Source organism: Microbacterium sp. CGR2, assembly GCF_003626735.1.
Lineage (GTDB): Bacteria > Actinomycetota > Actinomycetes > Actinomycetales > Microbacteriaceae > Microbacterium.
In genome coordinates this window covers 1142413-1164443 of record NZ_RBHX01000001.1, presented here as the reverse complement: position 1 = coordinate 1164443, position 22031 = coordinate 1142413, and the positions used below count along the sequence as shown (strand labels likewise).

The following is a 22031-nucleotide window of genomic DNA, read 5'->3' as shown; positions in this document are numbered from 1 at the left end:
CCGCCGCCTGCGAGACGGCTCCGCGGCGTGAGTGCACGCTCAGCGGGTCAGCAGGTACCGCACGAGCTCGACGACCTTCCCCGGGTCGCGGGTCTCGCGTCCGAGCGATTCGACGATGATCGCACCGAGGATGGCTCGCCCGATCTGTGCGACCGGCGCATCGGCCGGAAGCTGCCCGTCTCGGACTCCACCCCGCAGACGCTCAGACAGGTGCTTCTCCACGCCGAGGCTCTCCGTGAGATGCTCCCCGACGTCGGCATCGTCCGCCGCGGCCGCGACGAGAGAACGCAGCAACGCGTCGCCTTGGGGCGCTTCGAGGATCGCGAGCACCGAACGCAGCCAGGTCTCGACGTCTTCGAACAGGTTGCCGGTGTCAGGCATGACGAAGTCCACCGGGATCAGCCGTCCGTCCACGAGGCAGTCGGCGATCAGCGCACCCCGCGACGGCCACCAGCGGTAGATGGTCTGCTTGCTGACGCCGGCTTCTTTGGCGATGCCCTCTATCGTGAGCCGGTCGTACCCCTGAGCATGGAACAGACGGGAGGTCGCGTCGAGAATCGCATCACGTGCAGCGGTGCTGCGGACGGGCCCGCTCCGATGCTCGTTGACCATGCTCTCAGGATAGCCACAGAACTGTAGACGAGACGTACCGTATGATCATTTCCGTCTGAAGGAGATCACCGTGGCCGCACTGCTGTACCGTCTGGGTTCGTTCGCTGCGCGCAAGGCATGGCCGGTGATCGTCTCGTGGATCGTGATCCTCGGGCTCGGCATCGGTGCCTTCCTCACCCTCGGCGGCACGTTGAGCAACAGCTTCGACATCCCCGGCACCGCCTCCGGCGCTGTGACCGATGAGCTCGCCGACAAGCTGCCCGACACGGCCGGCGGCACCGGAACCGTGGTGTACCAGACCACAGACGGCTCGGCCTTCACCGACGAGCAGAAGCAGTCCATCTCCGACCTCGCTGCGAGCGCTGAAGATCTCGACGGTGTCGCCTCGGTGATCGACCCCTTCGATGCACAGCAGCAGCAGGCCGAGCAGGCTGAGCAGCTCGCTGACGGCCAGGCTCAGATCACCGATGGCCGCGCCCAGCTCGAGGCCGGCCAGACGCAGATCGACCAGGGCCGGTCGCAGCTCGACGCAGGACTCTCGCAACTCACCACAGCCAGGGCCCAGGCAGAACAAGCCGGCGCCGCCCCGGAGCAGCTCGCGGCCCTCGACGCCCAGCTGGCCGCGCTCAACGCACAGCTCGCCGAACTCGAGGCCCAGCAGGCGACGCTCGAGGCGAACCGTCTCGAACTGGATGAGAACGCCGAACAGGTCGAACAGGGCTCCGCTCTCCTCGAGCTCGCCGACGGCATCGGCGTGGTCTCCGAAGACGGATCGACCGCCATCGTCAACGTCTCGTTCACCGACCCGCGCCTCGAGCTCTCCGAAGAGGTCAAGCAGGGCACGATCGACCACTTCGAGTCCGCGCCCATCGACGGGGTCGAGGTCGACTTCGGCACCGACATCGCGCAGGGTGTCCCCGAGATCTTCGGTGTGGGAGAGGCGGTCGGGCTCGCATTCGCAGCGATCGTGCTCATCGTGATGCTCGGGTCGCTCATCGCGGCGGCCCTCCCGATCGTCACCGCCCTCGTCGGGGTCGGCGTCGGTGTCACGGCATCCCTCGCGTTCTCCGGCGTCGTCGACATGGCGTCGGTCACCCCGGTGCTGGGCGTCATGCTCGGGCTCGCCGTCGGCATCGACTACTCGCTCTTCATCGTCAACCGGCACCGCAAGCAGGTACTCGCCGGGGTCCCGGTGCGCGAATCGATCGGCATCGCGACGGGTACATCCGGCACAGCCGTCGTGTTCGCCGGGGCGACGGTCATCGTCGCGCTGCTGGCTCTCAACGTCACCGGTGTGCCGTTCCTCGGACTCATGGGAACGGTCGGGGCGGTGTGCGTCGCGGTCGCCGTGCTCGTCGCGATCACACTCGCTCCCGCCATCCTCGGGCTGGTCGGCACGCGGCTGCTCGGACGCCGCGCCCGCACCACGATCGGTCAGGAGCACGCGGCCGGCAAGCCCGTCAAGCGGATGTCGACCCTCCGCGCGGTCGTCACTGCACTGGTGAGCGTCATCGCGCTGCTGATCATCGCCCTCCCGGCGATGTCGATGCGACTCGGCCTGCCCGACGGCTCGAGCGAGCCGAGCGACTCGACCAGTTACGCGGCGTTCCAGACCGTGGACGAGCAGTTCGGTGAGGGCGCGAACGGACCGCTGCTGGTCACCGCGAGCCTCGACGATGCGGTGAGCGACGACGACCTTCTCTCCACGCAGGTCACGATCGCTCAGGCCATCGCCGACCAGGAGGACGTCGTGGCGGTCGCCCCGATCGCGGCTTCCGACGACAACACGCTCCTGGCGTTCCAGGTGGTCCCGGCCGAGGGCCCCAACAGCGCCTCCACCGAGAAGCTCGTGCAAGACCTTCGCACGATGCCGGCCGTCACCGACGGGATCACCCTCGGCGTCGCAGGTCAGGCCGCCACCAACATCGACATCTCCGAGGCTCTCGCCGGGGTGCTGCCGCTGTATCTCGTGGTCGTGGTCGGACTCTCGCTGCTGATCATGATCGTGGTGTTCCGCTCGCTGCTCGTGCCGCTCATCGCCACCGGCGGCTTCGTACTGTCGCTGTTCGCGACCTACGGACTCATCGTCGCGGTGTTCCAGTTCGGGTGGGGCGCCGAGATCATCGGACTCCACAGCACCGGGCCGATCCTGAGCTTCCTGCCCGTCATCCTCGTCGGAATCCTGTTCGGACTCGCGATGGACTACCAGCTGTTCCTCGCGTCCGGCATGCGAGAGGCGTACGTGCACGGGGCTTCAGCTCGGGATGCCGTGGCGCAGGGCTTCCGCGCGGGCCGTTCGGTCGTGACCGCCGCCGCCCTCATCATGGTGTCCGTGTTCGGCGGGTTCATCTTCTCCGAATCGACGATCATCCGCTCGATCGGATTCGGCCTCGCCTTCGGTGTGCTGCTCGACGCGTTCGTGGTGCGGATGCTGCTGATGCCCGCGCTCATGCACCTGCTCGGACGCTCCGCGTGGTGGCTGCCGCGCTGGCTCGACAGGATTCTGCCGAACGTCGACATGGAGGGTGCGGCCCTCGAGCGCGACCACCCCGGGATGAAGGCCGTCGCCGTTCCGACGACGACCGACTCGGTGCCGACGCACAGGCCCTGAAACCCTGCGGCCTGACGCCTGACCCTGACGCCTGACCCCTCACTCCGGAGACGATCGCGAGTAGCATCCGTCCCATGGCCATCACTCTGGAGAATGTCGGGATCGCCGTCCGCGACCTCGAAGCGACGATCGCGTTCTTCACGGACATCGGTCTCACCGTGCTCGGTCGCGACGAGGTCAGCGGCGAATGGGCCGACACGGCCGTCGGCCTCGACGGCAACCATGCCAAGATCGCGGTGCTCCAGACCCTCGACGGGCATGGTCAGATCGAGCTCTTCGAGTACATCCATCCCGAAGCGATCGAGACCGAGCCCACGCTCCCGAACGAGATCGGGATGCACCGCATCGCGTTCGCCGTCGACGACATCGAGGAGTCTCTGGTGATCGCCGCCAGGCACGGCTACCACCCGCTCCGGGGCGTCGCGAACTATCAGGGCGTGTACAAGCTCACGTACCTGCGGGGCCCCAGCGGCATCCTGGTGATGTTCACACAGGACCTCACGAAGAGCTGACCATCCCGCGCCAGATCACCTCGATCGCCGCGCGCAGCCGCGCCACCACCGCCGGGTCGCTGATCCGATCACCCCGCACCACCATCTGGTAGTACGCCGCGCCCGCGATGGCGTCGAAGCACGCCTCGACATCGAGATCGCCGCGCAGCTCACCCCGCTCGATTCCGGCGCGCAGCGCATTCTGCAGCGGCACGCGGCGCCGTGACACGTGCGACTCCCAGTACGCCTTCTGCAGGGCGCGATCCGACATCACGAGGCGGATGCGCTGACGGAAACGCTCCTCCGAATAGCCGGGCGCCGAGGGGGCGACCCCGTCGGGGCCGAGACCGAAACCCGCGAGCAGGATCTCGTGGAGGTCGTGCCCCGCGGGATACTCCGGAGGCACTTCGCGGCCCACGTCGAGCGCGGCCGCGATGAGGGTGGTGAGCGACGGCCAGCGTCGATACAGCGCCGCGCGGCTCACTCCGCTGCGCACGACCACTCGATTGACGGTCACCTCCTCGCCCGCATCGATGATCTCCAGAGTCGCGGCGACGATCTGCCCGTCGATGTCCTCGTCGCGCGGACGACCGGGGCGGCGGCGAACCGCGGCCCCGGCATCCGTGGTCAGCGTCGTCACGCGGCCAGCGCCCTCTCGCGCAGCCGCGCGATGGTCGCCTCCGACAGCCCGGCGGCACGCAGCGGCGTGAGCGGGTCGCCGTACTGTGCGCGCAGGGTGTCGAGCAGGCTGCGCATCGAGACGTCCATCGAGCCTTCGAGCAGCCGGGAGGTGTTCGAGAGCGCGCTGGCGTCGAAGCCCAGCGCGCGCCACATCGCGCCCATGACCGGGGCGGTGCGCTGCATGATCGCGCGCATGTTGTTGCCGGTGAGCGCGTAGTCGGTCACGATGTCGTCGTCCGCAGCACCGAGGGCGAGCAGCAGCATGGCCGCCAGCACTCCGGTGCGATCACGACCCGCCGCACAGTGGAACGCCGCCGCACCGGGGGTGTACGCGATCACATTGAGCGCGATGACCAGCTGCGGCGCCGCGTTCTCGACCATGCGCAGGTACATCAGCCCCATGCTCTCGTGGCTGAAGGTGGGCGCGTCGCGGTCCATGGACTCCCCGACGTCCGCGATCAGCGGGAGGTGATGGTACGAGATCGGATGCTCGGCCAGCGGACCCCGCCCGGTGACCGACACCTCGACCGGCGAACGCAGGTCGATGATCGCGGTGATCCCCCCGGCGACGAGCTCGGCCGCGACGTTCTCGGTCACGTAGGCGAGGTCGTCGGTGCGGATGGCGAGGCCTTCACGAAGCACACCGCCCTCGATGGCGATCCCGCCGAGGTCGCGCAGGTTGACCGGCGCACTGAGGACGAGATCCGTGTCGATCGTGGTCATGTGATTCTCCTTCGGATGAGGGCACTGCCCTGGTCGATCGCCGTGACGAGCACGATGATGCAGATGATGATGGCGCTGAGGTGTCCGTAGTCGTACATGCGCATCGCGGTGGTCAGTTCCAGGCCGATGCCGCCCGCGCCGACGAGGCCGAGGATGGTCGCGCCACGGACGTTGCCCTCGAAGAGCAGCAATGTGTACGAGGTGAGCAGCGGCGCGGCCTGCGGCAGGATGCCGTACTGGATGACCTGCCGTTTCGACGCGCCGACCGCCTCCATCGCCACGACGGGCCCTCGGTCGACCTGCTCCATGGCCTCGGCGAAGATCTTGCCGATCGAGCCGATGGACCCGAGGGTCATGGCCAGGATGCCGGCGAACGGCCCGAGCCCGACGGCGGAGACGAACATGAGCGCGAACACGAGATCGGGCACCGACCGGATGATGTTCATCACCCAGCGGGTCGGGTAGTACAGCCACTTCGGCGAGATGGTCGACGTGGCGCCGAACGCGACGATGAGCGAGAGGACGGCCCCGAGCACGGTGCCGACCACCGCCATCTGGAACGTCTCCACCAGCAGCGCGAGGATGGTGCTGATCTTCGAGAAGTCGGGCGGGAACAGCCGCCCGAGGAACTCGCCCATGTTGACCGCACCCTCGCCGAGTTTGACGAAGTTGAACTCGGCGCCGTTGAACGACCACAGCAACAGCAAGGCCGCGATCGGCAGACCGATCAGGAAACGGGCGCGCGGCACCCGGAAGGCGCTTTCGAGCCGTGCGCGCTCGGCGCTGTCCAGCTCAGGGCGCGGGGTCGGAGCCGACCGCCGCACCCGGGGTTCAGTGGTGGTCGCCATCGCCGTGCTCCTCATCGTCGTAGAGGGATGCCAGAGCGGCAGCATCCAGATCTGCGGTCGCCCCCGACACGACCATCTCGCCATGCCGCAGGCCGACGATCCGGTCGCTGTGCGCGAGCGCCAGCGGCAGCACGTGCAGGCTCACCAACACCGGGATGCCGTCCTGCGTCGCGATCTCACGGAGGAGATCGAGCACCGAGTCGGCGAGCTTGGGGTCGAGGGACGCGACCGGCTCATCGGCCAGGATGACCTTCGGCTGCTGCATCAGGGCTCGCGCGATCGCCACGCGCTGCTGCTGGCCTCCGGACAGCGAACGGGCGGGGGCGGATGCCTTGTGCGCGATGCCCACGCGATCGAGCAGCTCCAGCGCCCGCATCCGCTGGACATGGGAGAAGCTGCCGACGACATTGATCGGTCCGGCGCCGTGCAGCCCGCCGGTGAGCACATTCGTCATGACGCTCAGGCGCGGGATGAGGTTGAACTGCTGGAACACCTGCCCCACATCGGAGCGGAGCGTGCGCAGTTCGCCACGGCGGAGATTCGTGACGTCGTGCCCGGCCACACGCACCGAGCCCGAGGAGATCGGCGCGAAACCGGTGAGACTGCGCATGAGGGTGGACTTGCCCGACCCGGAAGCGCCGAGCAGCGCCACCATCTCGCCGGGGAAGAGGTCGAGGTCGACGCCGTCGAGCACATTCTGCTCGTCGTACGCCACCGTGAGGTCGCGGACGGTCACGAGCGGAAGCGGCGGTGCGGACGTTTCGTCTCGTCGCTCCGCTCCTCGCTCAACGACCGAAGGACTCTCGGTCGTTGAGCGAGCGGAGCGAGACGAAACGCTCCCCACCTCCGCGGTCGTTGAGCGAGCGGAGCGAGCCGAAACGCTCAGCTGCGTCACTTGAGGTCCTTGAGCTCGACGCCCGCCACTGCTGCGATCTCGGCGAAGGACTCGAACTCCGAGTCTTCCGGGTCGATGGTCTGCTCGGCCGCCGCGAACGCGCCGTATGCCCCGAGCTTCTCGGCGTTCTCGGCAGAGAACACCTCCGCGATGCCGTCCTGGATGACCTTGCGCTTGTCGGCATCCAGCGACTGACGTCCGAGCACAGCACCCTGGATGTCCATGGCCGGGCTCTCGCCGACCGCACGCCACTCGCCGTCCGCGAAGGGGAACATGGGGGCGCCGAGCTCGGTGAGCATGACTGCGGTGCACGCGGCATCCACCTGTCCCTGCTCCAAGGCGGCGAAGCTGCCCTCGTGACCGCCGGCGAAGATCGCTTCGTAGTCGGTTTCCTGTTCGAGGCCCGCCTCGTGCAGCATGTACACCGGCATGAAGTAGCCGGAGCTCGACGCCTGGTCGGCGAAGGCGACCGTCTTGCCCTCGAGATCCTCGACCTCCTGGATGGGTGAGTCGTCGAGCACGACGCAGGTGGAGACGGGCTTGCCGTCACCCTGGAAGGCGACCAGCGCGTCGACCTCACCTGTGTTCACGGCGAGGGCGGAGGGGAAACCGCTCATGATGCCGATGTCGACGTGGTCGGCGCGGATCGCCTCGACGACGCTGAGGTAGTCGGGAACGTCGGTGACCTCGACGTCGCGGCCGGTCGCTTCCTCCAGCAGCTCGGCGAACACCTCGACGGGGTTCTCCGCGGTGGGGTCGTCGCCGACGGGCAGGGTGGCGATCGTGATGGGAGCGTCGGGATCGGCAGGGGCCGCCTCCGCTGTGGGGCTCTGGCAACCGGCGAGTGCGAGGGCGGCGACGCCCAGGAGGCCGACGACGGGCAGGGTGAAGCGGCGCATGATGACCTTTCGGGAGGAGACGTTCCGGAATTCCGAGAACATCGGTATTCCAACTCGCGAAGGTGACAGGCAATTACGAGACCGCCGTACTCGGAACGTAACGCTGAGTGAACGGCTGGTGTCGAGGCGCTCAGGCGACCGATCAGCGACGGCGCATACGGCGGTCGACGAGCAGGACCACGAGTCCGGCAGCGACCAGCACGACAGAGGCGATGCGGAACGGCACCGGGTCGCGCATGTCACCGCTGCCGAAACCCAGCACCGACGACACCAGACCGAGAGCCAGCAGCACCCCGGCGGCGATCACCATCCCCCTCGGCGGTCGGATGCCGCGGCCGCGGCCCCGCGCCGGGTCGGGTCGCACGAACAGCGACCGCACGATCACCACGAGGACGACCAGCGCCACTGCGACGAGCACGATCTTCAGCACGACGCCGGTGATCATCCTCTGACCGTATCAACCGCAGACATCCGCGGCACCACGAGAAGTAGGCTGAGCACATCATGCAAGAGTTCTGGCAGTGGGCGGGCAACTACTGGTGGCTCATCTTCCCCGTCATGGGGATGGCCGGTGGCGCCGCCAAAGCATGGGAGCAGAGCGCGAAGCGCCGTCACGAACGCCGCCTGGAGACCCTCCGCATGAAGGCCCAACTCAAGGCCGCCGAGATCGAGGCACGCGCCTTGACCCGCCAGGACAAGCGGCGCGGGCCGTCGGTCGTCGACACCACGGCATCCGTCGCTCCCGACGACCTGCTCGTACGCCTGTTCGCCGAGCACGATGAGATCACGGCCCGGTGGTTGGACTACGAGCTCGATGTCGCCAAGCTGATCGCCTACCCCGCCATGAGCGACGGCCGCCAGCCGCTGACTGCCGCTTTCCTGCGGGCGAAGAAGACGGCGGATGCTCTGCGCCCGGCTTCCGCCGAGAGAAAGGTGACCGAGCATCAGGTCGCCGAGTATCTGCAGGCCGTCGGCGACTACGCCGTGGCGTTCGAGATAGCCGAGAAAGACGCGCGGCGCCTGCGGGACTCGACCTTCACGGCGGCGGAGCGCAAGCGCCTCGAGCGGGCGCAGCAGCTCCTCAAGGTCGCCGTCGACGAGTCGGCCACCCAGGCTGAGCGGAATGTCGCCTACAAGCGTGTACGGGAAGAGCTCGACGGGCTCATCCTGCTGTCCGACGACGCGGTGACCGTGCTCGAGCAGCAGGTCGCCAAGGAGATCTCCGCGCGCCCCGTCACCGACCCCGGAGCCGCACCCGCGCCACCACCGGAAGCCGAGCGGATGCCGGTCGCCGAGCCGCTGCGCTCCTCCCCGCCGAAACCCCGAGAAGGCATATGACCCCTGAGAACGTCACCGGACCGATCGCTCACCACGCCGAAGCCCCCGTGTGGTGGGGTGGATGGGGCGGATTGCGCTTCGTCGACGGCGACGCCGGCGATCTGCTCACCCTGCGCTCAGACGGCGTGACCCGCCAGCACTTCGACGATGAATACCTGGCTTTCGCCCGGCCGCGCCGGAATGGCGGCCTCGTCGCCGTCGGCGCCCGAACCCTGTATCTCGCGGATGACGTCGACGGTGAGGCGCGAGAGGCCGCCCGCCTCCTCGACGACCCCGCGGTGCGCATGAACGACGGATGCTGCGACGCACGAGGCCGCCTGCTTGCCGGCTCGATGAGCTACGAGTCCACCCCTGATGCCGGCGTGCTGCTCCGGCTCGACGCCGACCTCGCCGTGTCGACCCTGGTTCCCCGCACGACCGTGTCGAACGGCATCGGGTTCTCGCCCGACGGCCGCCGCGCGTACTTCAACGACACCGCCACGCAGCGTGTCGACGTGTTCGACGTCGTCGACGGAGAGTTGCGCGGTCGACGCGCATTCGTGAAGGTGCCCGAGGAGCAGGGCGCTCCCGACGGGTTGACGGTCGCCGAGGACGGCAGCGTCTGGGTGGCCCTGTGGGGCGGCAGTGCTGTGCACGGCTATGACGCCTCCGGTGCGCTGATCGCCACGATCGAGCTGCCCGTGCCCCAGGTGAGCGCCTGCACGTTCGGCGACGACGACCTCGGCACTCTCTACATCACGACCTCGGCGCAGGGCCTGCCGGTCGACCATGACACCGCGGCGGGGTCCGTGTTCGCGGTTCGCCCCGGCGTGCGCGGTCTGCCCGTCGCTCCGTACGCCGGCTGAGAATCGGACCGCTGCGCCGCAACGCATCGCCGCCGGCATCCGCCGGCTCGTCACACCCCCGCAGCATCCGATCCGGAAGGCCTCCATGCCCCAGAAGACGATCGTCATCACCGGAGCATCCGACGGCATCGGGGCCGCCGCCGCTCGTCAACTCGCCGCATCGGGGCATCGTCTGCTGCTCGTCGGTCGATCGCCCGAGAAGACCGCCGCGGTCGCGCGCGAGATCCGGGCGGAACATCTGGTCGCCGACTTCGCTCGTCTCGATGACGTCCGGGCGCTGGCCGAACAGATCAGGGAACTCGTCGGTGACGAGGGGATCGACGTGCTGGCGAACAACGCCGGCGGCATCTTCGGCGACCAGACGCCGACGATCGACGGCTTCGAGAAGACGATCCAGGTTAATCACCTCGCCCCGTTCCTGTTGACGAATCTGCTGCTGCCGCAGCTGCGAAAGGCGGACGCTGCGGTGATCAACACGTCGAGTGTCGGCCATCGGCTGTTCGGCCGCATCGACGTCGACGACCTCGACAACCGAAAGCAGTACAGCGCGAACAAGGCGTACGGCGATGCCAAGCTCGCGAACGTGCTCTTCGCGAAGAGCCTGCACACGAAGTTCCATGCCGAGGGGCTGAGCGCGGTGGCCTTCCATCCGGGGACGGTGCGCACCAACTTCGCGGCCGAATCGTCGAGCATCATGCGGTTGGTGTACCGCAGCCCGCTGAAGCACCTCCTCCTGATCGGCAGCGAGAAGGGCGGCTCGCACCTGCGCTGGTTCATCGAGGGAACCCCCGACGAGACCTGGTTCTCTGGCGCGTACTACGACGAGCGCGTCCTGAGCACCCGGGTCAACCCGCAGGTAGATGACGCCGACCTCGCCGAGGCCCTCTGGAGGAAGAGCGCCGAACTCGTGGGCGTCGAGGCCTGATCGCCGGAAACGAGCTTCTCTGCGACGAGAGCGGGCATGAATGTGACCGGTCCACGGTTGCAGGACTCGGCAGCATCCACCACGGAGGGAACACCATGATCATCGACCTCACCGGCAAGACCGCACTCGTGACGGGTTCGACCCAGGGCATCGGACGCGCGATCGCGGCGACACTGGCGGATGCCGGGGCACGCGTCGCCATCAACGGTCGCAGCGCCGAGACCGTCGCCTCCGTGGTCTCGGAGCTCCAGACCGAGGGACCCGAGCGCCGGCTCGTCGCCGCGCCCGGCGACGTCACAAACGAAGCGGGGGCGGATGCGGTGCTCACCGCCGCAGGAGCCGTCGACGTGCTCGTCAACAACCTCGGCATCTTCGGATCGACTCCCGCGCTCGACATCTCCGACGACGAGTGGCGGCGGTACTTCGAGGTCAACGTGCTCGCTGCGGTACGCCTCATCCGCGCGACGCTTCCCGGGATGAAGGAGCGCGGCTGGGGTCGGGTGCTGAACATCGCCAGCGACTCGGCGGTCGTCATCCCCACGGAGATGATCCACTACGGCATGTCGAAGACCGCGCTGCTCGCTGTCTCTCGGGGATTCGCGAAGGATGCTGCGGGCACCGGGGTCACCGTCAACTCCGTACTCGCCGGCCCCACGCACACCGGCGGCGTCGAGGACTTCGTGTACGAGCTCGTCGACTCGACACTCCCCTGGGAGGACGCGCAGCGCGAGTTCATGCGGCTGCACCGTCCGCAGTCGTTGCTGCAGCGGCTCATCGAACCGCAGGAGATCGCCAACATGGTCGCCTATCTGTCATCCCCGTTGGCCTCGGCGACCACCGGCGCTGCTGTGCGGGTCGACGGCGGCTACATCGACTCGATCGTTCCGTAGGCGGGCCTCCCCCCTCGGTCGTTGAGCACGCGGAGGCACCGCTTCGTCTCGTCGCTTCGCTGCTCGCTCAACGACCGACAGCGGACGTCTTCGTGAGACGGAACGGCTGTCCCAGGTTTCGAGGAGTATCATGGCCGATCGGGTCATCTGACCCCAGGAGTCCGAAAGGCGGTGATGGCGATGTCCGGTGATAGTAGCGACGCCGCCACTGCTGCGTCGCGACTCTGTGCGCACTCGCGTTGAGCATCCTCTCCGCGTCCGCACGTTGTTCTTCGCAGCCGTCGGCGGCGTCTCCCGCCCCTGACGAATCTGCGCACGATGGCTCATGCCGCCGTGCGCCTGCGAGAAAGAGCTGATCATGGCGCTCATCGACAACGGCGTGTACGTCCAAGGACGTCGCGTGGAGACCCCGAAGAACCTGGACGAGACCTACCGGATGCTGGATGCCGCGGGCGGCATCGCCTGGATCGGTCTCTATCGACCCAGCCCCGAAGAGGTCGCGTCCGTCGCTCGCGAGTTCGACCTGCATCCGCTCGCCGTCGAAGACGCACTGTCGGGTCACCAGCGGTCGAAGGTGGAGCGCTACGGCGACACGCTCTTCGCCGTGCTGCGCCCCGCCCGCTACCGGGACGAGCAGGAGTCGATCGAGTTCGGTGAACTGCACCTGTTCGTTGGCCCCGACTTCGTGGTCACGATCCGGCACGCGGAATCACCGAACCTCGCCGCCGTCCGTCAGCGGATGGAGGCGAACCCGGCACTGCTCGCGATGGGACCGGAAGCCGTGCTCTACGCGATCCTCGATGAGGTCGTCGACGGGTACGAGCCGATCGTCGCCGGCCTCCTGAACGACATCGACGAGATCGAAGACGAGCTCTTCGGCGACAGCGACGACGACGCCCTCTCCCGCCGCATCTACGAGCTCTCCCGGGAGGTCATCAACTTCCAGCGCGCGGTGCACCCGTTGAGCGGGATGCTGGAGTGGCTGCAGCGCGGTTCGGAGAAGTACCGCATCGACGAGGAGCTGCAGCGGTCGCTGCGCGACGTCCTCGACCACACGATCCGCGTCAATGAGCGCGTCGACTCGTTCCGCGCGATTCTCGAGAACGCGCTGACCGTGCACTCCGCGCTCGTCGCCCGCCGGCAGACGGAGGCCGGTCTCGCGCAGAACGACGAGATCAAGAAGATCTCCTCCTGGGCGGCGATCATCTTCGCGCCCACGCTCGTCGGCACCGTGTACGGGATGAACTTCGACATGATGCCCGAGCTGGACTGGGCGTTCGGATACCCGATGGCGCTCGGCGCGATGGCCGCATTCGCCGTGGCACTGTACGGAGTGTTCAAGTACAAGCGCTGGCTCTGACGCCAGGCCGCCGGAACACGCGTCCCCGGAACACCCGTCCTCGGGACACTTGTCGGGCGATCGCACAGATGTCGGGTCGAATCACGCGAAACGGCCCTGCATCTGTTCCATCGCCCGACATCTGTGCTGCCCGTAGCCGACCGACTCGCAACTAGCGGACCGCGCCGGCGCGCACCAGGAGCCGCCGAAGGGCGATGACCACGCCGGCGACCGCCAGCTCTCCGACGATGCGTGCGAGAAGCGTGGCCAGGAGCACGGGCAGCACGAGATGCTCGGGAGAGAACACCGGCAGCGCGACGAAGAACAGCACGGCTCCGACGATCGCTCCGGCCAAGAGGATGCGCTTCGGCCCGACGCGTCGGTCCCGCACCCACGGGAGCACGAGGTCGAAGACGATGCCGGCGACGAGGAGCGGCACCGCGGCGAGCGGACCGATCGGTGAGATCGCCGACGTCAGCAGTCCCGTCACGAAGGCCGTGAACGTCGCCATGCCGGGGGCTCGGGTGACCACGCGCGCGAGCAGCGGCATCAGACTGTGCACGCCCGCCACCAGAGCGTAGGCCGGCGGCGAGGAGACGGCCAGCACCGACGTCAACGGCACGACCGCGACGAAGACCAGCGCCTGGATCGCGCCGAAGGCCGCGCTCACCAGCAGCGCGCTCGTGCGTATCGACCTGATCGCATTCGTCCGCGGTGCATCATTCACGTCTTGAGCTTAGGATGCGGGCCCTTCCTCCTCGCACCCGCCGAGTCGTGTTCCCGCCTGGACCGCTCCTCTCCGCAGAATTCCGGAATACTGTGGAGAGTCGAGAGCAATGGGGAGGGTCGATGTCGGCATCCGTCACAGGTGTGCGCACAGACGTCCCCCGCGCTCAGAGCGATCTCACCTCGCGTCCGCGAGTGACCGCGGAGCTGGAGAACGACAGCCGGCTCACCGTCCTCAGAGGAGCGTGTGGTTCCGGCAAGACGGTCGCGATGGCCGAGTGGGCACGCGAGACTGCAGCCGCCGTGGTGTGGCTGACCGTCGACAGCGACGCCGCGTCCAGCGCGGTCTTCGCCCGCGACCTGCTTCGTGCGCTGGTGCGTCACGGCAGAGGAACCTTCACCGAGGAAGCCCTCGACCGTCCGTGGAACGCGGTGTCCGAGTGCCTCCAGGACGATACGGGCTCGCTCGTCATCATCCTCGACGATGCGGCCAATCTGAGCCGCGAAAGCGTGTTCGACGTCTGCCGCGTCGTCGCCGGCAGCCGCGATGTCCGACTGATCGCGGCGACGAACCGGCGCAGCACGTTCGACAGCGACGGACTCGACCTCGTGATCGACCGGACCTTCATCGCCCCGGACACCCTCATGTTCGACGCGACGGAGATCTCCCGCGCCCTGCACGTGGACGCGTCGACAGCGACCAGGATCCTGGACGCGACCGACGGGTTCCCTGCCATCATCCACGGTGCCACGAAGCGCGCGGTTCCGGGTTCGCCGGAGGCGTTGCTGCAAGCGAGCACGGCCGCTGTCGAGGACTACATGCGCATCCGCATCGCCGATTCCGGCTTCGATTCGGACGATCTCGCGTCTCTCACCAGGATGAGCATCGCCGACGCCGTCGACCCCGGCCTCGCGCGCACGCTCACCGGCGATGCGGATGCCGCTCACCTGCTCGACGACCTCGAGACATTCGGTTTCGGACGGTGGTCCTCCGACGCGGCACCGGTGTTCGTGTTCGCGCCGTTCGTGCGGTCGCTGATGCGCCGGGAACTGCAGCGCTCGTATCCCGCAGAGGTACCGCGACTTCGGCGCGCGGCCGTCGAGGGGGCTCTGCGACGGCGTGCCCCGGCCGAGGCTCTGCGACTGGCGGTCGAGCAGGACGACCTCGCTCTCGCGTCGCACGTGATCATGTCAGGCTGGAACAATCTCCTCGAGAACGACGGCAAGACGGTGGTCAGGCTGCTGGGCCGGCTGCCCCTCTCACGCCTCAAGCACGAACCGCTCATCGCCATGATCCTCGCGATCTGCTACATCGCGAGCAAACTGCGGAGAATCCGCGGACTGCAGCTCCTGCAGGTGGCGATCTCCGCCGCGAACTCCCGGCGCAAGAACCTGCCCGCGATGGAACGGATCTACATCTGGGCAGCGGAGAGCGCCGCACTGCGGCTGATCGGGATGCCGGAGCGCGCCGGTCACGTCGCTTCGAGGGCCCTCGCACTCTTCGAGGAGACGCCCGAGTCCGAGTGGGACGCGTACATCGATGAGATCCCGCTGCTCTGCACGCACCTCGGCATCTCGCTGTATTACGGCGGCCGTCTTGCCGAGGCGATCGAGTGGTTCGACTTCGCCGCGTCGTTGGCGGCGTCGCGCGGTACACGGCATGCCCTGCACGGCGTGGCATTGCTCAGCGGCATCCACGCGCGGAACGGCGATATGCCGGAAGCCCAGCACTATGTCGACATCATCCGTCAGGGCACCTGGGATCAGGAGCAACTCGACGGCTACCGTGGCACGTTCTATCGCGTGGCCGAGGCACTGCTCGCGGTCGAGGCGCACGACCTCGACGCGGCGCGCGAGCACATCCGGGTCTTCGGCCCGCACCGTTCGACGAGCGAGCACTGGGTCGCGATGGCGCAAGTGGAGGCCTGGGTGGCACTCCACGACGGCAGGGCGGCGGCAGGGCTCGAGCAGCTGGAGTCGTTCGCGCGCCTGCGCGGACGCGAGGCCGGCAGTGCGCACGCCCGCGATGCGCTCAGCAGGTCGCGCGCGCTGTTGCAGCTCGCAGTCGGCGATCTGAATGCCGCCAGACGCACTCTTCAGAAGGATGCGCAGCACGACCGGTTCGACACGGTGCTCGAGCAGTCCCGACTCGCGCTGGCGACCGGCGAGGCGTCGGAAGCTCTGCGGATGCTGGAGCAGACGCGGTTCTCGCCGGACACGGCACGACAGCGGGCGGAGACCGCCGCGGTGCAGAGTGCCGCCCTCCACCGCACGGCAGGCGCCGCGGCCGTGCGAGCTGCGACGGAGGCACTCGGCATTCGGCTCGAGGATCGCGAACTGGCCACCCCGATCGCCCTGATGTCTCCGGACGACTTCTCCTTCCTCCGCGAGACACTGGCCGACCAGGTCACGGTCTCCCTCCCTCAGACGGCTGCGCTGCCCTCGATCGCGGCCCGGCCGCGACTCTCTTCCCGGGAGCTCGTCGTCCTGCGCGCCCTGACGTCAGGCTCGTCGCTGCAGGACATCGCCGCGGATCTGAATGTGTCGCAGAACACGCTCAAGACGCAGCTTCGCAGCGTGTATCGCAAACTCGGCGCCGCGAACAGGGCGGAGGCCGTCCAGCAGGCCGCGCTTCACGACCTGCTGTCGGAGCGATAGGCACCGCTCTCACCGCGTCTCGCTCCGCCACAGAGACGACCGTGTCTGCGCAGCCCTCGCGAGCTGCGCAGACACAGTGGCCAGTGGCCGCCGACCGCTAGGCCGAGGCCCGACGACGCAGGATCAGCAGCACGGCGCCTCCGAGCAGCAGCCCCAGCCCGAGGATCAGCGCCCACGGAGCCAGCTGCCCACCCGTCACGGCCAAGGGCGTCTGCACGGGGTGCGTGGTTCCGCTCGGCGCAGGGGTGATCACATCTCCGGCGGGGGGTGTGGCGATCGAGACCGCAACGTTCTCGAGCGTCTTGCCTGCGGCGTCGGCATGGATGGTGACCGCGTAGGTGATCGTGACGACCTCACCTTCCGCAAGGCTTCCCGTCCACCGCAGATCCGTCCCGTCGATCACGGGAGCAGCCACCTCGTGGTCACCCACTGTCGCGACCACATCACCCGTCAGGTCGGCGTGAGGGAGCACCCCGCTGAGGTCATCCGAGATGACGACCTCGTCGAGAGCCGTCTCGCCGGTGTTGACCCCGGTGAGGGTGAACGTCACCACACTGCCGGTGGCGACCATCGTTCCGGAACTCGGGTCCGACGTCTTCTCGAAGGTGAAGCCCGGCTTTCCGACGCGGTGCTCGGTGGCAGATGGTGCCGGCGAGAGCTCCGCACCGCCGGGAGCGATCGCGCTGGCCGATGCGACGTTCGCGATGGTCTCTCCACCTGAGTCACCGTCCACCGTCACCGAGTAGGTGACGATGACGCGCTGACCTGCCGCGAGTTCGCCGGTCCACATCAGTTCCTCGCCGGCGAACTCGGGCGCCGACACGGTTGCGCCGTTCACGACCGCCGTCGCGTCGCCGTTGTACTCGGCATGAGTGAGCACGTCCGACATGTCGTCGCTGATCGACACGGGAGCGAGTGCCGTCTCTCCGGTGTTGACGCCGGTCACCGTGTAGGTGATGACGCTGCCGGGGTCGACCCGTGAACCCGAAGCCGGGTCTGCGGTCTTGACCAGCTCGAAGCCGGGCTCGTTGATCGCGTGATCTGTGATGGCCGGAGGCGTCTCGATCGCGGATCCGCCACCGGGAGGCGTCGCCGTGCCGGTGACCGAGTTGGTCAGTACCGCGCCGCCGGCATCCGCCGCGATGGTCACCGAGTAGGTGATCGTCACGGTCTCGCCGACCTGCAGCGCGCCATCCCACGTGAGCATCTCGCCGGTGAGGGAGGGAGCCGGTGCCGCCCCGCCGTCGATCGTCGCCCTCGCGTCACCGTTGGGTTCGGCGTGTGCGAGAACTCCGGACAGATCGTCGACGATCGTGACAGGGTCGAGGACCGTCTCACCGGTGTTGACGCCGGTCACCGTGTACGTGACCACAGTGCCGGGGTCCACGGCCGTTCCCGGAGCGGGATCCGCGCTCTTCGAGACAGAGAAGCCGGGCTCGTTGACCGGGTTGGACGTCGTGCTCTCCGGTGACGTGATCTCGTCGCCACCGGGAGGCGTCGCGGTGGCTGTTGCCGAGTTCTCCACCAGCGTGCCGACAGCATCGGCACCGACCGTCACCGAGTAGGTGATGGTGACCGCCTCGCCGACGGCGAGCGATCCGGTCCAGGAGAGTTCATCGCCGACGAGTTCGGCCGGCGCTGCGGGAGCACCGTCGATCGTCGCAGCGGTGTCGTCGTTGAACGTGGAATCGTCCAGCACGCCCGACAGGTCGTCGGAGATCTCGACCGGGCTCAGCGTCGTCTCACCGGTGTTGGTCCCGGTCAGGGTGTAGGTGAGCACCTGCCCGGCGTCGACCGCGGTGCCGGATGCCGGGTCCACCGTCTTGGCGAAGGTGAAACCGGGTGTGTTGACGGGGTGCTCCGTGATCACCGTCGGCGGCACGAGAGGCGTTCCCGGTGTCGTCGGGCTCTCGGGGTCGCTCGGGTCCGCCGGCAGCTGAGGCGTCGCCTCGCCTGTTGCGGAGTTGCGGACGGTCTCGCCACCGGCATCCCCGTCGACGGTCACCGAGTAGGTGATCACGACGTTCTCTCCGGGTACGAGGGAGCCTGTCCACTCGAGTGTCTCGTCGGTGACATCGGCCTCGCCGCGCGAGGCGACGACGTCGTCGTTGTACGAGCCCACGGCCAGCGCAGCGGTGAGGTCATCCGCGATCGTGGCGGGGTCGAGCACGGTGTCGCCGGTGTTGGTTCCGGTCACGGTGTACTCGATCACGCTGCCGGGGTCGACGCGGCTCCCCGAAGCGGGGTCGGCGGTCTTCGTCAGCGCGAAGCCCGGATTGACGACCGGGTGCTCCGTCGACGCCGGGGGCGGCGTGACCGGAGTGCCGGGGTTCGTCGGGCTGTCAGGGTCGGTCGGGTCCTCGGGGATCAGCGGCGTGGCCTGTCCCTCGGCGGTGTTGCGCAGCAGGACGCCGGACGCGTCCTCGTCTACGGTCACCGTGTACGTGATGACGACCTCGTCGCCGGGGGCGAGCACACCGCTCCAGGTGAGCGTGGAGTCCACCAGGGCGGCCGTGCCGATCGAGGCGGCGACGTCGCCGTTGTATGCAGCATCCGTCAGCACAGCCGACAGGTCGTCGGCGATGGTCGCCGGGTCGAGCACGGTGTTGCCCGTGTTCGTGCCCGTGACGGTGTACTCGATGGTGTCGCCCGCGTTCACGGCGGTGCCGGTGGCCGGGTCGGCCGTCTTGCCGACCTCGAAGCCGGCAGCCACGACCGGGTGAGCGGTCTCGACCTGCGGCGGCGTGATCGGGGTTCCCGGGGTCGTCGGACCGTCGGGATCGGTGGGGTCGACCGGAACCAGCGGTGTCGCCTCGCCGTTCGCGACATTCGCCAGCAGGGCGCTCTCCACACCTGCGTCGACGGTCACGCTGTAGCGAATGGTGACGGACTCCCCGGCGGGGATCGAGCCCGTCCAGGTCAGAGTCGAACCGTCGACGTTCGCGGAACCGCGGTCGGCGGTGACGTCGTCGTTGTACGCGGCATCGCCCAGAACGCCCGACAGGTCGTCGACGATCTCCGCCGGGTCGAGGGCCGTGTCACCGGTGTTCGTCCCGGTGAGGGTGTATTCGATGGTGTCACCGGCTTCGACAGCCGTGCCCGTGGTCGGGTCGGCCGATTTGCTGAGGGTGAAGCCTGACCCGATCACCGGATGCTCGGTGCTCACCGTCGGAGGGACGATGGGCTGGCCGGGAACCTGCGGCCCGGTCGGATCGGCGGGATTGGGCGTCGTCGGGACGGCGCTGCCCGAAGCCACGTTGCTGAGGATCTCACCGGAGGTCGTGTCGCCCACGGTCACCGAGTAGGTGATCGTCACCGTCTGCCCGGACTGCAGCGCACCGCTCCACGCGAGGTCGGTTCCGGTGAGGGTCGCACCACCGGTCGCGAGCGGGGTGCCGTCGATCGCGGTCGCGATGTCGGAGTTGTACTCCGCGTGTGCAAGCACGCCGGCGAGATCGTCGGCGATGGATGCCGGGTTCAGGGCGGTCGCCCCGGTGTTGGTGCCGGTCACCGTGTACTCGATGACCTGCCCTGGTTCGACGACGGAGCCGGATGCCGGGTCAGCCGTCTTGGCGATGGTGAACCCTGCGACCGGGTGCTCGGTGGTCACTGCGGGCGGCTGGATCGGATCGATCCCCCCGGGAGGGGTGCCCGAAGCGGTCACGCTGTTGGCGATGCTCGCTCCTTCGACTCCCTCGTCGACGATCACGGAATAGGTGATCGTGAGGATCTGTCCGGCCTCGAGCGCTCCTGTCCACGCAAGGGCATCGCCGTCGATGGCCGCCGCGCCGGCGGTCACCTCGGTGCCGTCGATCGCGGTGGAGACGTCGCCCTGGTACTCGGCGTCGTCGAAGACACCGGAGAGGTCGTCGTTGATCTCGACGGGGTCGAGCGTCGTGTTACCGGTGTTCTCGGCTTCGACCGTGTACGTGATGCGTTGTCCTGCGCTCACGGCGACGCCAGCGGCTGGATCAGCCGTCTTTCTCAGGTTCAGACCCGGGACCAGACGAGCGTTGGAGAACGTGCAGTTCACGTCGGTGCCGAGAGCGCCGGCGGGCTGCGTCACCTGGTTGCCGTTGACGGCGACGGGAGATGTCGAGCCGTCAGGGTTCAGCTGCTCGCACACGAGACTGGCCGCATACTGGCCGAGGTTGGTCGTGCCCGAAGCCGTTTCGGCGAGCGTGAAGGTGTCGCCCTGGTTGGTGAAGATCGGTCCGGCGTAGTCCGGCTGCACTCCCTCAGCCGTCCCCGTGGTGGTGGCCACGGTCTGCAGATCCTGGTAGCCGACGGGTGCCTGCACGCTGAGGCCGAACTGGTCGGTCGCGGCCTGCCGCCCGTCCGGCAGATCCTTCTTGAGGGTGATCGTGTTCGGGAAGGTGCAGCTCGACATGTCGGTCGGCGCGAAGCTGCCCAGCGGCGTGGTGTTCACCGTCACGCCACGCGGAAGGTCCACCTCGACGATGCGGCTGCCGCCACCGGAGACCGAGACGAAGATGTGGCCCCGGTTGCCGAACGCGATTCCGTTGCCCTGCACACCGGCACCCATGTCGTGCACCTGCTTGGCCTCGATGGTGGCGGTGCTCGATTCGAGCGTCGCCGGCAGGTCGGACGAGTAGATGTAGCGGTCGGCGACGAGTACCAGCTGGCCCGAAGCCGTGAAGGCCATGTCGCCGTTCGCGCCGAAGTCGCTGCTGCCGTCTGCCGGACGAAGGGTCCCGACCTGCACGTACGTCTGCGGAGAGACGCTCTCGTCCCAGGCGTAGAGGTTGATCGCGTTACCCGCTGTGCTGCTCGCGAAGTAGTAGACACCGGTGACCGGGTTGACCGCGCCGCGCAGTACGGCGGAGTTGAGGGTGAACGGCGTACGCGTCGTCTGATCCGTGATGCGGTCGTGCTTGGCGAGGATCTTGCTGGACGAGCTGTTGGTCACCGTGTACGCATACCGGCCGCCTGCCGAGATGCCCAGGCCGTTGTCCGAATGGTTCATGCCGAAGCCCGCGGTGCCGAGGGTGCCGCCCTCCCCAGGGGCGCCACCCTGCTCGTTCACCGCGAACTCCCGGATCTCCGTGGAGCTCTGCACGAAGACCGCGCCAGGGGTGCACAGGAACGGGTCTGCCGCTGCTGCCGGAGCTGCGGTCATGGCCCCGCCGACGAAGACCATCGACGACGCGACGACCGCTGTGCTGACGAAGCCCCCCACGAGCTTCTTCAGCCCACGCCGCCAGCGATCTGCCTTCGTCGCCGAACGGCGATCCGACGATGTGTGCTCTTGCGCACCACGATTTGACACGACTGCTCTCCCCTGATCGCAACCCCGGCGCGCACTCACGCGCCGGATGGCCCGTCCCCTCAGACGTTGACCGCCGAGCGCACGCGAGCATCGCTGCACCCGGTCGGGGCCTCAGCAAGCATGGCCGTCACCAGGGTCCGGCGACGGGCGAACCGACGGATTTCACCCCCGGTTTTCACCCCTCCGGTCATGTCGTACGGAGATCCCGCACATCGGCACCTCTGGAAGTTTCTTGGTATTCGGTGTTGCTAAGTACCGGT

Annotated in this window: 17 protein-coding genes; 8 read left to right on the top strand and 9 right to left on the bottom strand. The window is 68.1% G+C overall.

The features are described from left to right. Nucleotides 1-39: 39 nt before the first annotated feature. On the bottom strand, nucleotides 40-612 hold the full coding sequence (locus D7252_RS05885) for a TetR/AcrR family transcriptional regulator (RefSeq protein WP_120774530.1): 573 nt from the start codon (nucleotides 610-612) through the stop codon (nucleotides 40-42). A 70-nt stretch (nucleotides 613-682) separates the two neighbouring features. Here D7252_RS05885 and D7252_RS05880 point away from each other — a divergent pair, with 70 nt between their 5' ends. Both D7252_RS05880 and D7252_RS05875 read left to right on the top strand, forming a co-directional pair. Continuing rightward, a complete protein-coding gene (locus D7252_RS05880) occupies nucleotides 683-3223 on the top strand; it encodes an MMPL family transporter (RefSeq protein WP_120774529.1) in 2541 nt (846 codons plus the stop codon). A 74-nt stretch (nucleotides 3224-3297) separates the two neighbouring features. Next, nucleotides 3298-3735 (top strand): VOC family protein, encoded by a 438-nt coding sequence (locus D7252_RS05875; protein WP_120774528.1) that lies wholly within the window; start codon nucleotides 3298-3300, stop codon nucleotides 3733-3735. Here D7252_RS05875 and D7252_RS05870 read toward each other — a convergent pair. The 6 genes from D7252_RS05870 to D7252_RS05845 all read right to left on the bottom strand — a co-directional run bounded on the left by D7252_RS05870 (nucleotide 3722) and on the right by D7252_RS05845 (nucleotide 8205). Continuing rightward, nucleotides 3722-4354, bottom strand: coding sequence for a TetR/AcrR family transcriptional regulator (locus D7252_RS05870; protein ID WP_120774527.1), 633 nt, complete (start codon nucleotides 4352-4354; stop codon nucleotides 3722-3724). The genes D7252_RS05875 and D7252_RS05870 overlap by 14 nt on opposite strands. After that, a complete protein-coding gene (locus D7252_RS05865; protein ID WP_120774526.1) occupies nucleotides 4351-5118 on the bottom strand; it encodes a tyrosine-protein phosphatase in 768 nt (255 codons plus the stop codon). Before D7252_RS05865 ends, D7252_RS05870 begins: the two co-directional genes overlap by 4 nt. After that, the gene (gene phnE, locus D7252_RS05860; RefSeq protein WP_120774525.1) at nucleotides 5115-5966 is read right to left on the bottom strand and encodes a phosphonate ABC transporter, permease protein PhnE; all 852 of its coding nucleotides are present in this window, start codon (nucleotides 5964-5966) and stop codon (nucleotides 5115-5117) included. Before phnE ends, D7252_RS05865 begins: the two co-directional genes overlap by 4 nt. Next, on the bottom strand, nucleotides 5950-6702 hold the full coding sequence (gene phnC / locus D7252_RS05855; RefSeq protein ID WP_259461055.1) for a phosphonate ABC transporter ATP-binding protein: 753 nt from the start codon (nucleotides 6700-6702) through the stop codon (nucleotides 5950-5952). The genes phnE and phnC overlap by 17 nt, the downstream gene beginning before the upstream one ends. Before the next feature lie 155 nt (nucleotides 6703-6857). Further along, nucleotides 6858-7802, bottom strand: coding sequence for a phosphate/phosphite/phosphonate ABC transporter substrate-binding protein (phnD, locus tag D7252_RS05850; RefSeq protein ID WP_251050641.1), 945 nt, complete (start codon nucleotides 7800-7802; stop codon nucleotides 6858-6860). Nucleotides 7803-7902: 100 nt separating this feature from the next. After that, entirely contained in the window at nucleotides 7903-8205 is a 303-nt protein-coding gene (locus tag D7252_RS05845; RefSeq protein WP_120774524.1) for a hypothetical protein, read from the bottom strand. Nucleotides 8206-8264: 59 nt separating this feature from the next. On the opposite strand from D7252_RS05845, the gene D7252_RS05840 reads away from it, so the two are divergent. The 5 genes from D7252_RS05840 to D7252_RS05820 all read left to right on the top strand — a co-directional run bounded on the left by D7252_RS05840 (nucleotide 8265) and on the right by D7252_RS05820 (nucleotide 13118). Continuing rightward, entirely contained in the window at nucleotides 8265-9098 is an 834-nt protein-coding gene (locus D7252_RS05840) for a hypothetical protein (RefSeq protein ID WP_120774523.1), read from the top strand. Beyond that, nucleotides 9095-9943 (top strand): SMP-30/gluconolactonase/LRE family protein, encoded by an 849-nt coding sequence (locus D7252_RS05835; protein WP_120774522.1) that lies wholly within the window; start codon nucleotides 9095-9097, stop codon nucleotides 9941-9943. Before D7252_RS05840 ends, D7252_RS05835 begins: the two co-directional genes overlap by 4 nt. An 85-nt stretch (nucleotides 9944-10028) precedes the next feature. Next, nucleotides 10029-10868: an SDR family NAD(P)-dependent oxidoreductase gene (locus D7252_RS05830; RefSeq protein WP_120774521.1), complete on the top strand. Its 840-nt coding sequence runs from the start codon at nucleotides 10029-10031 to the stop codon at nucleotides 10866-10868. Between the two features lie 95 nt (nucleotides 10869-10963). Further along, a complete protein-coding gene (locus D7252_RS05825; RefSeq protein WP_120774520.1) occupies nucleotides 10964-11758 on the top strand; it encodes an SDR family NAD(P)-dependent oxidoreductase in 795 nt (264 codons plus the stop codon). 358 nt (nucleotides 11759-12116) lie between these two features. After that, entirely contained in the window at nucleotides 12117-13118 is a 1002-nt protein-coding gene (locus D7252_RS05820) for a magnesium and cobalt transport protein CorA (RefSeq protein WP_120776829.1), read from the top strand. 151 nt (nucleotides 13119-13269) lie between these two features. On the opposite strand, the gene D7252_RS05815 is transcribed toward D7252_RS05820, so the two are convergent. Then, the gene (locus D7252_RS05815) at nucleotides 13270-13824 is read right to left on the bottom strand and encodes an ECF transporter S component (RefSeq protein ID WP_120774519.1); all 555 of its coding nucleotides are present in this window, start codon (nucleotides 13822-13824) and stop codon (nucleotides 13270-13272) included. A 122-nt stretch (nucleotides 13825-13946) separates the two neighbouring features. On the opposite strand from D7252_RS05815, the gene D7252_RS05810 reads away from it, so the two are divergent. Further along, nucleotides 13947-16481, top strand: a complete 2535-nt coding sequence (locus D7252_RS05810) for a LuxR C-terminal-related transcriptional regulator (RefSeq protein ID WP_120774518.1) — start codon at nucleotides 13947-13949, stop codon at nucleotides 16479-16481. Nucleotides 16482-16578: 97 nt separating this feature from the next. On the opposite strand, the gene D7252_RS05805 is transcribed toward D7252_RS05810, so the two are convergent. Further along, a complete protein-coding gene (locus D7252_RS05805) occupies nucleotides 16579-21771 on the bottom strand; it encodes an S-layer family protein (protein ID WP_259461054.1) in 5193 nt (1730 codons plus the stop codon). Between the last annotated feature and the right edge of the window lie 260 nt (nucleotides 21772-22031).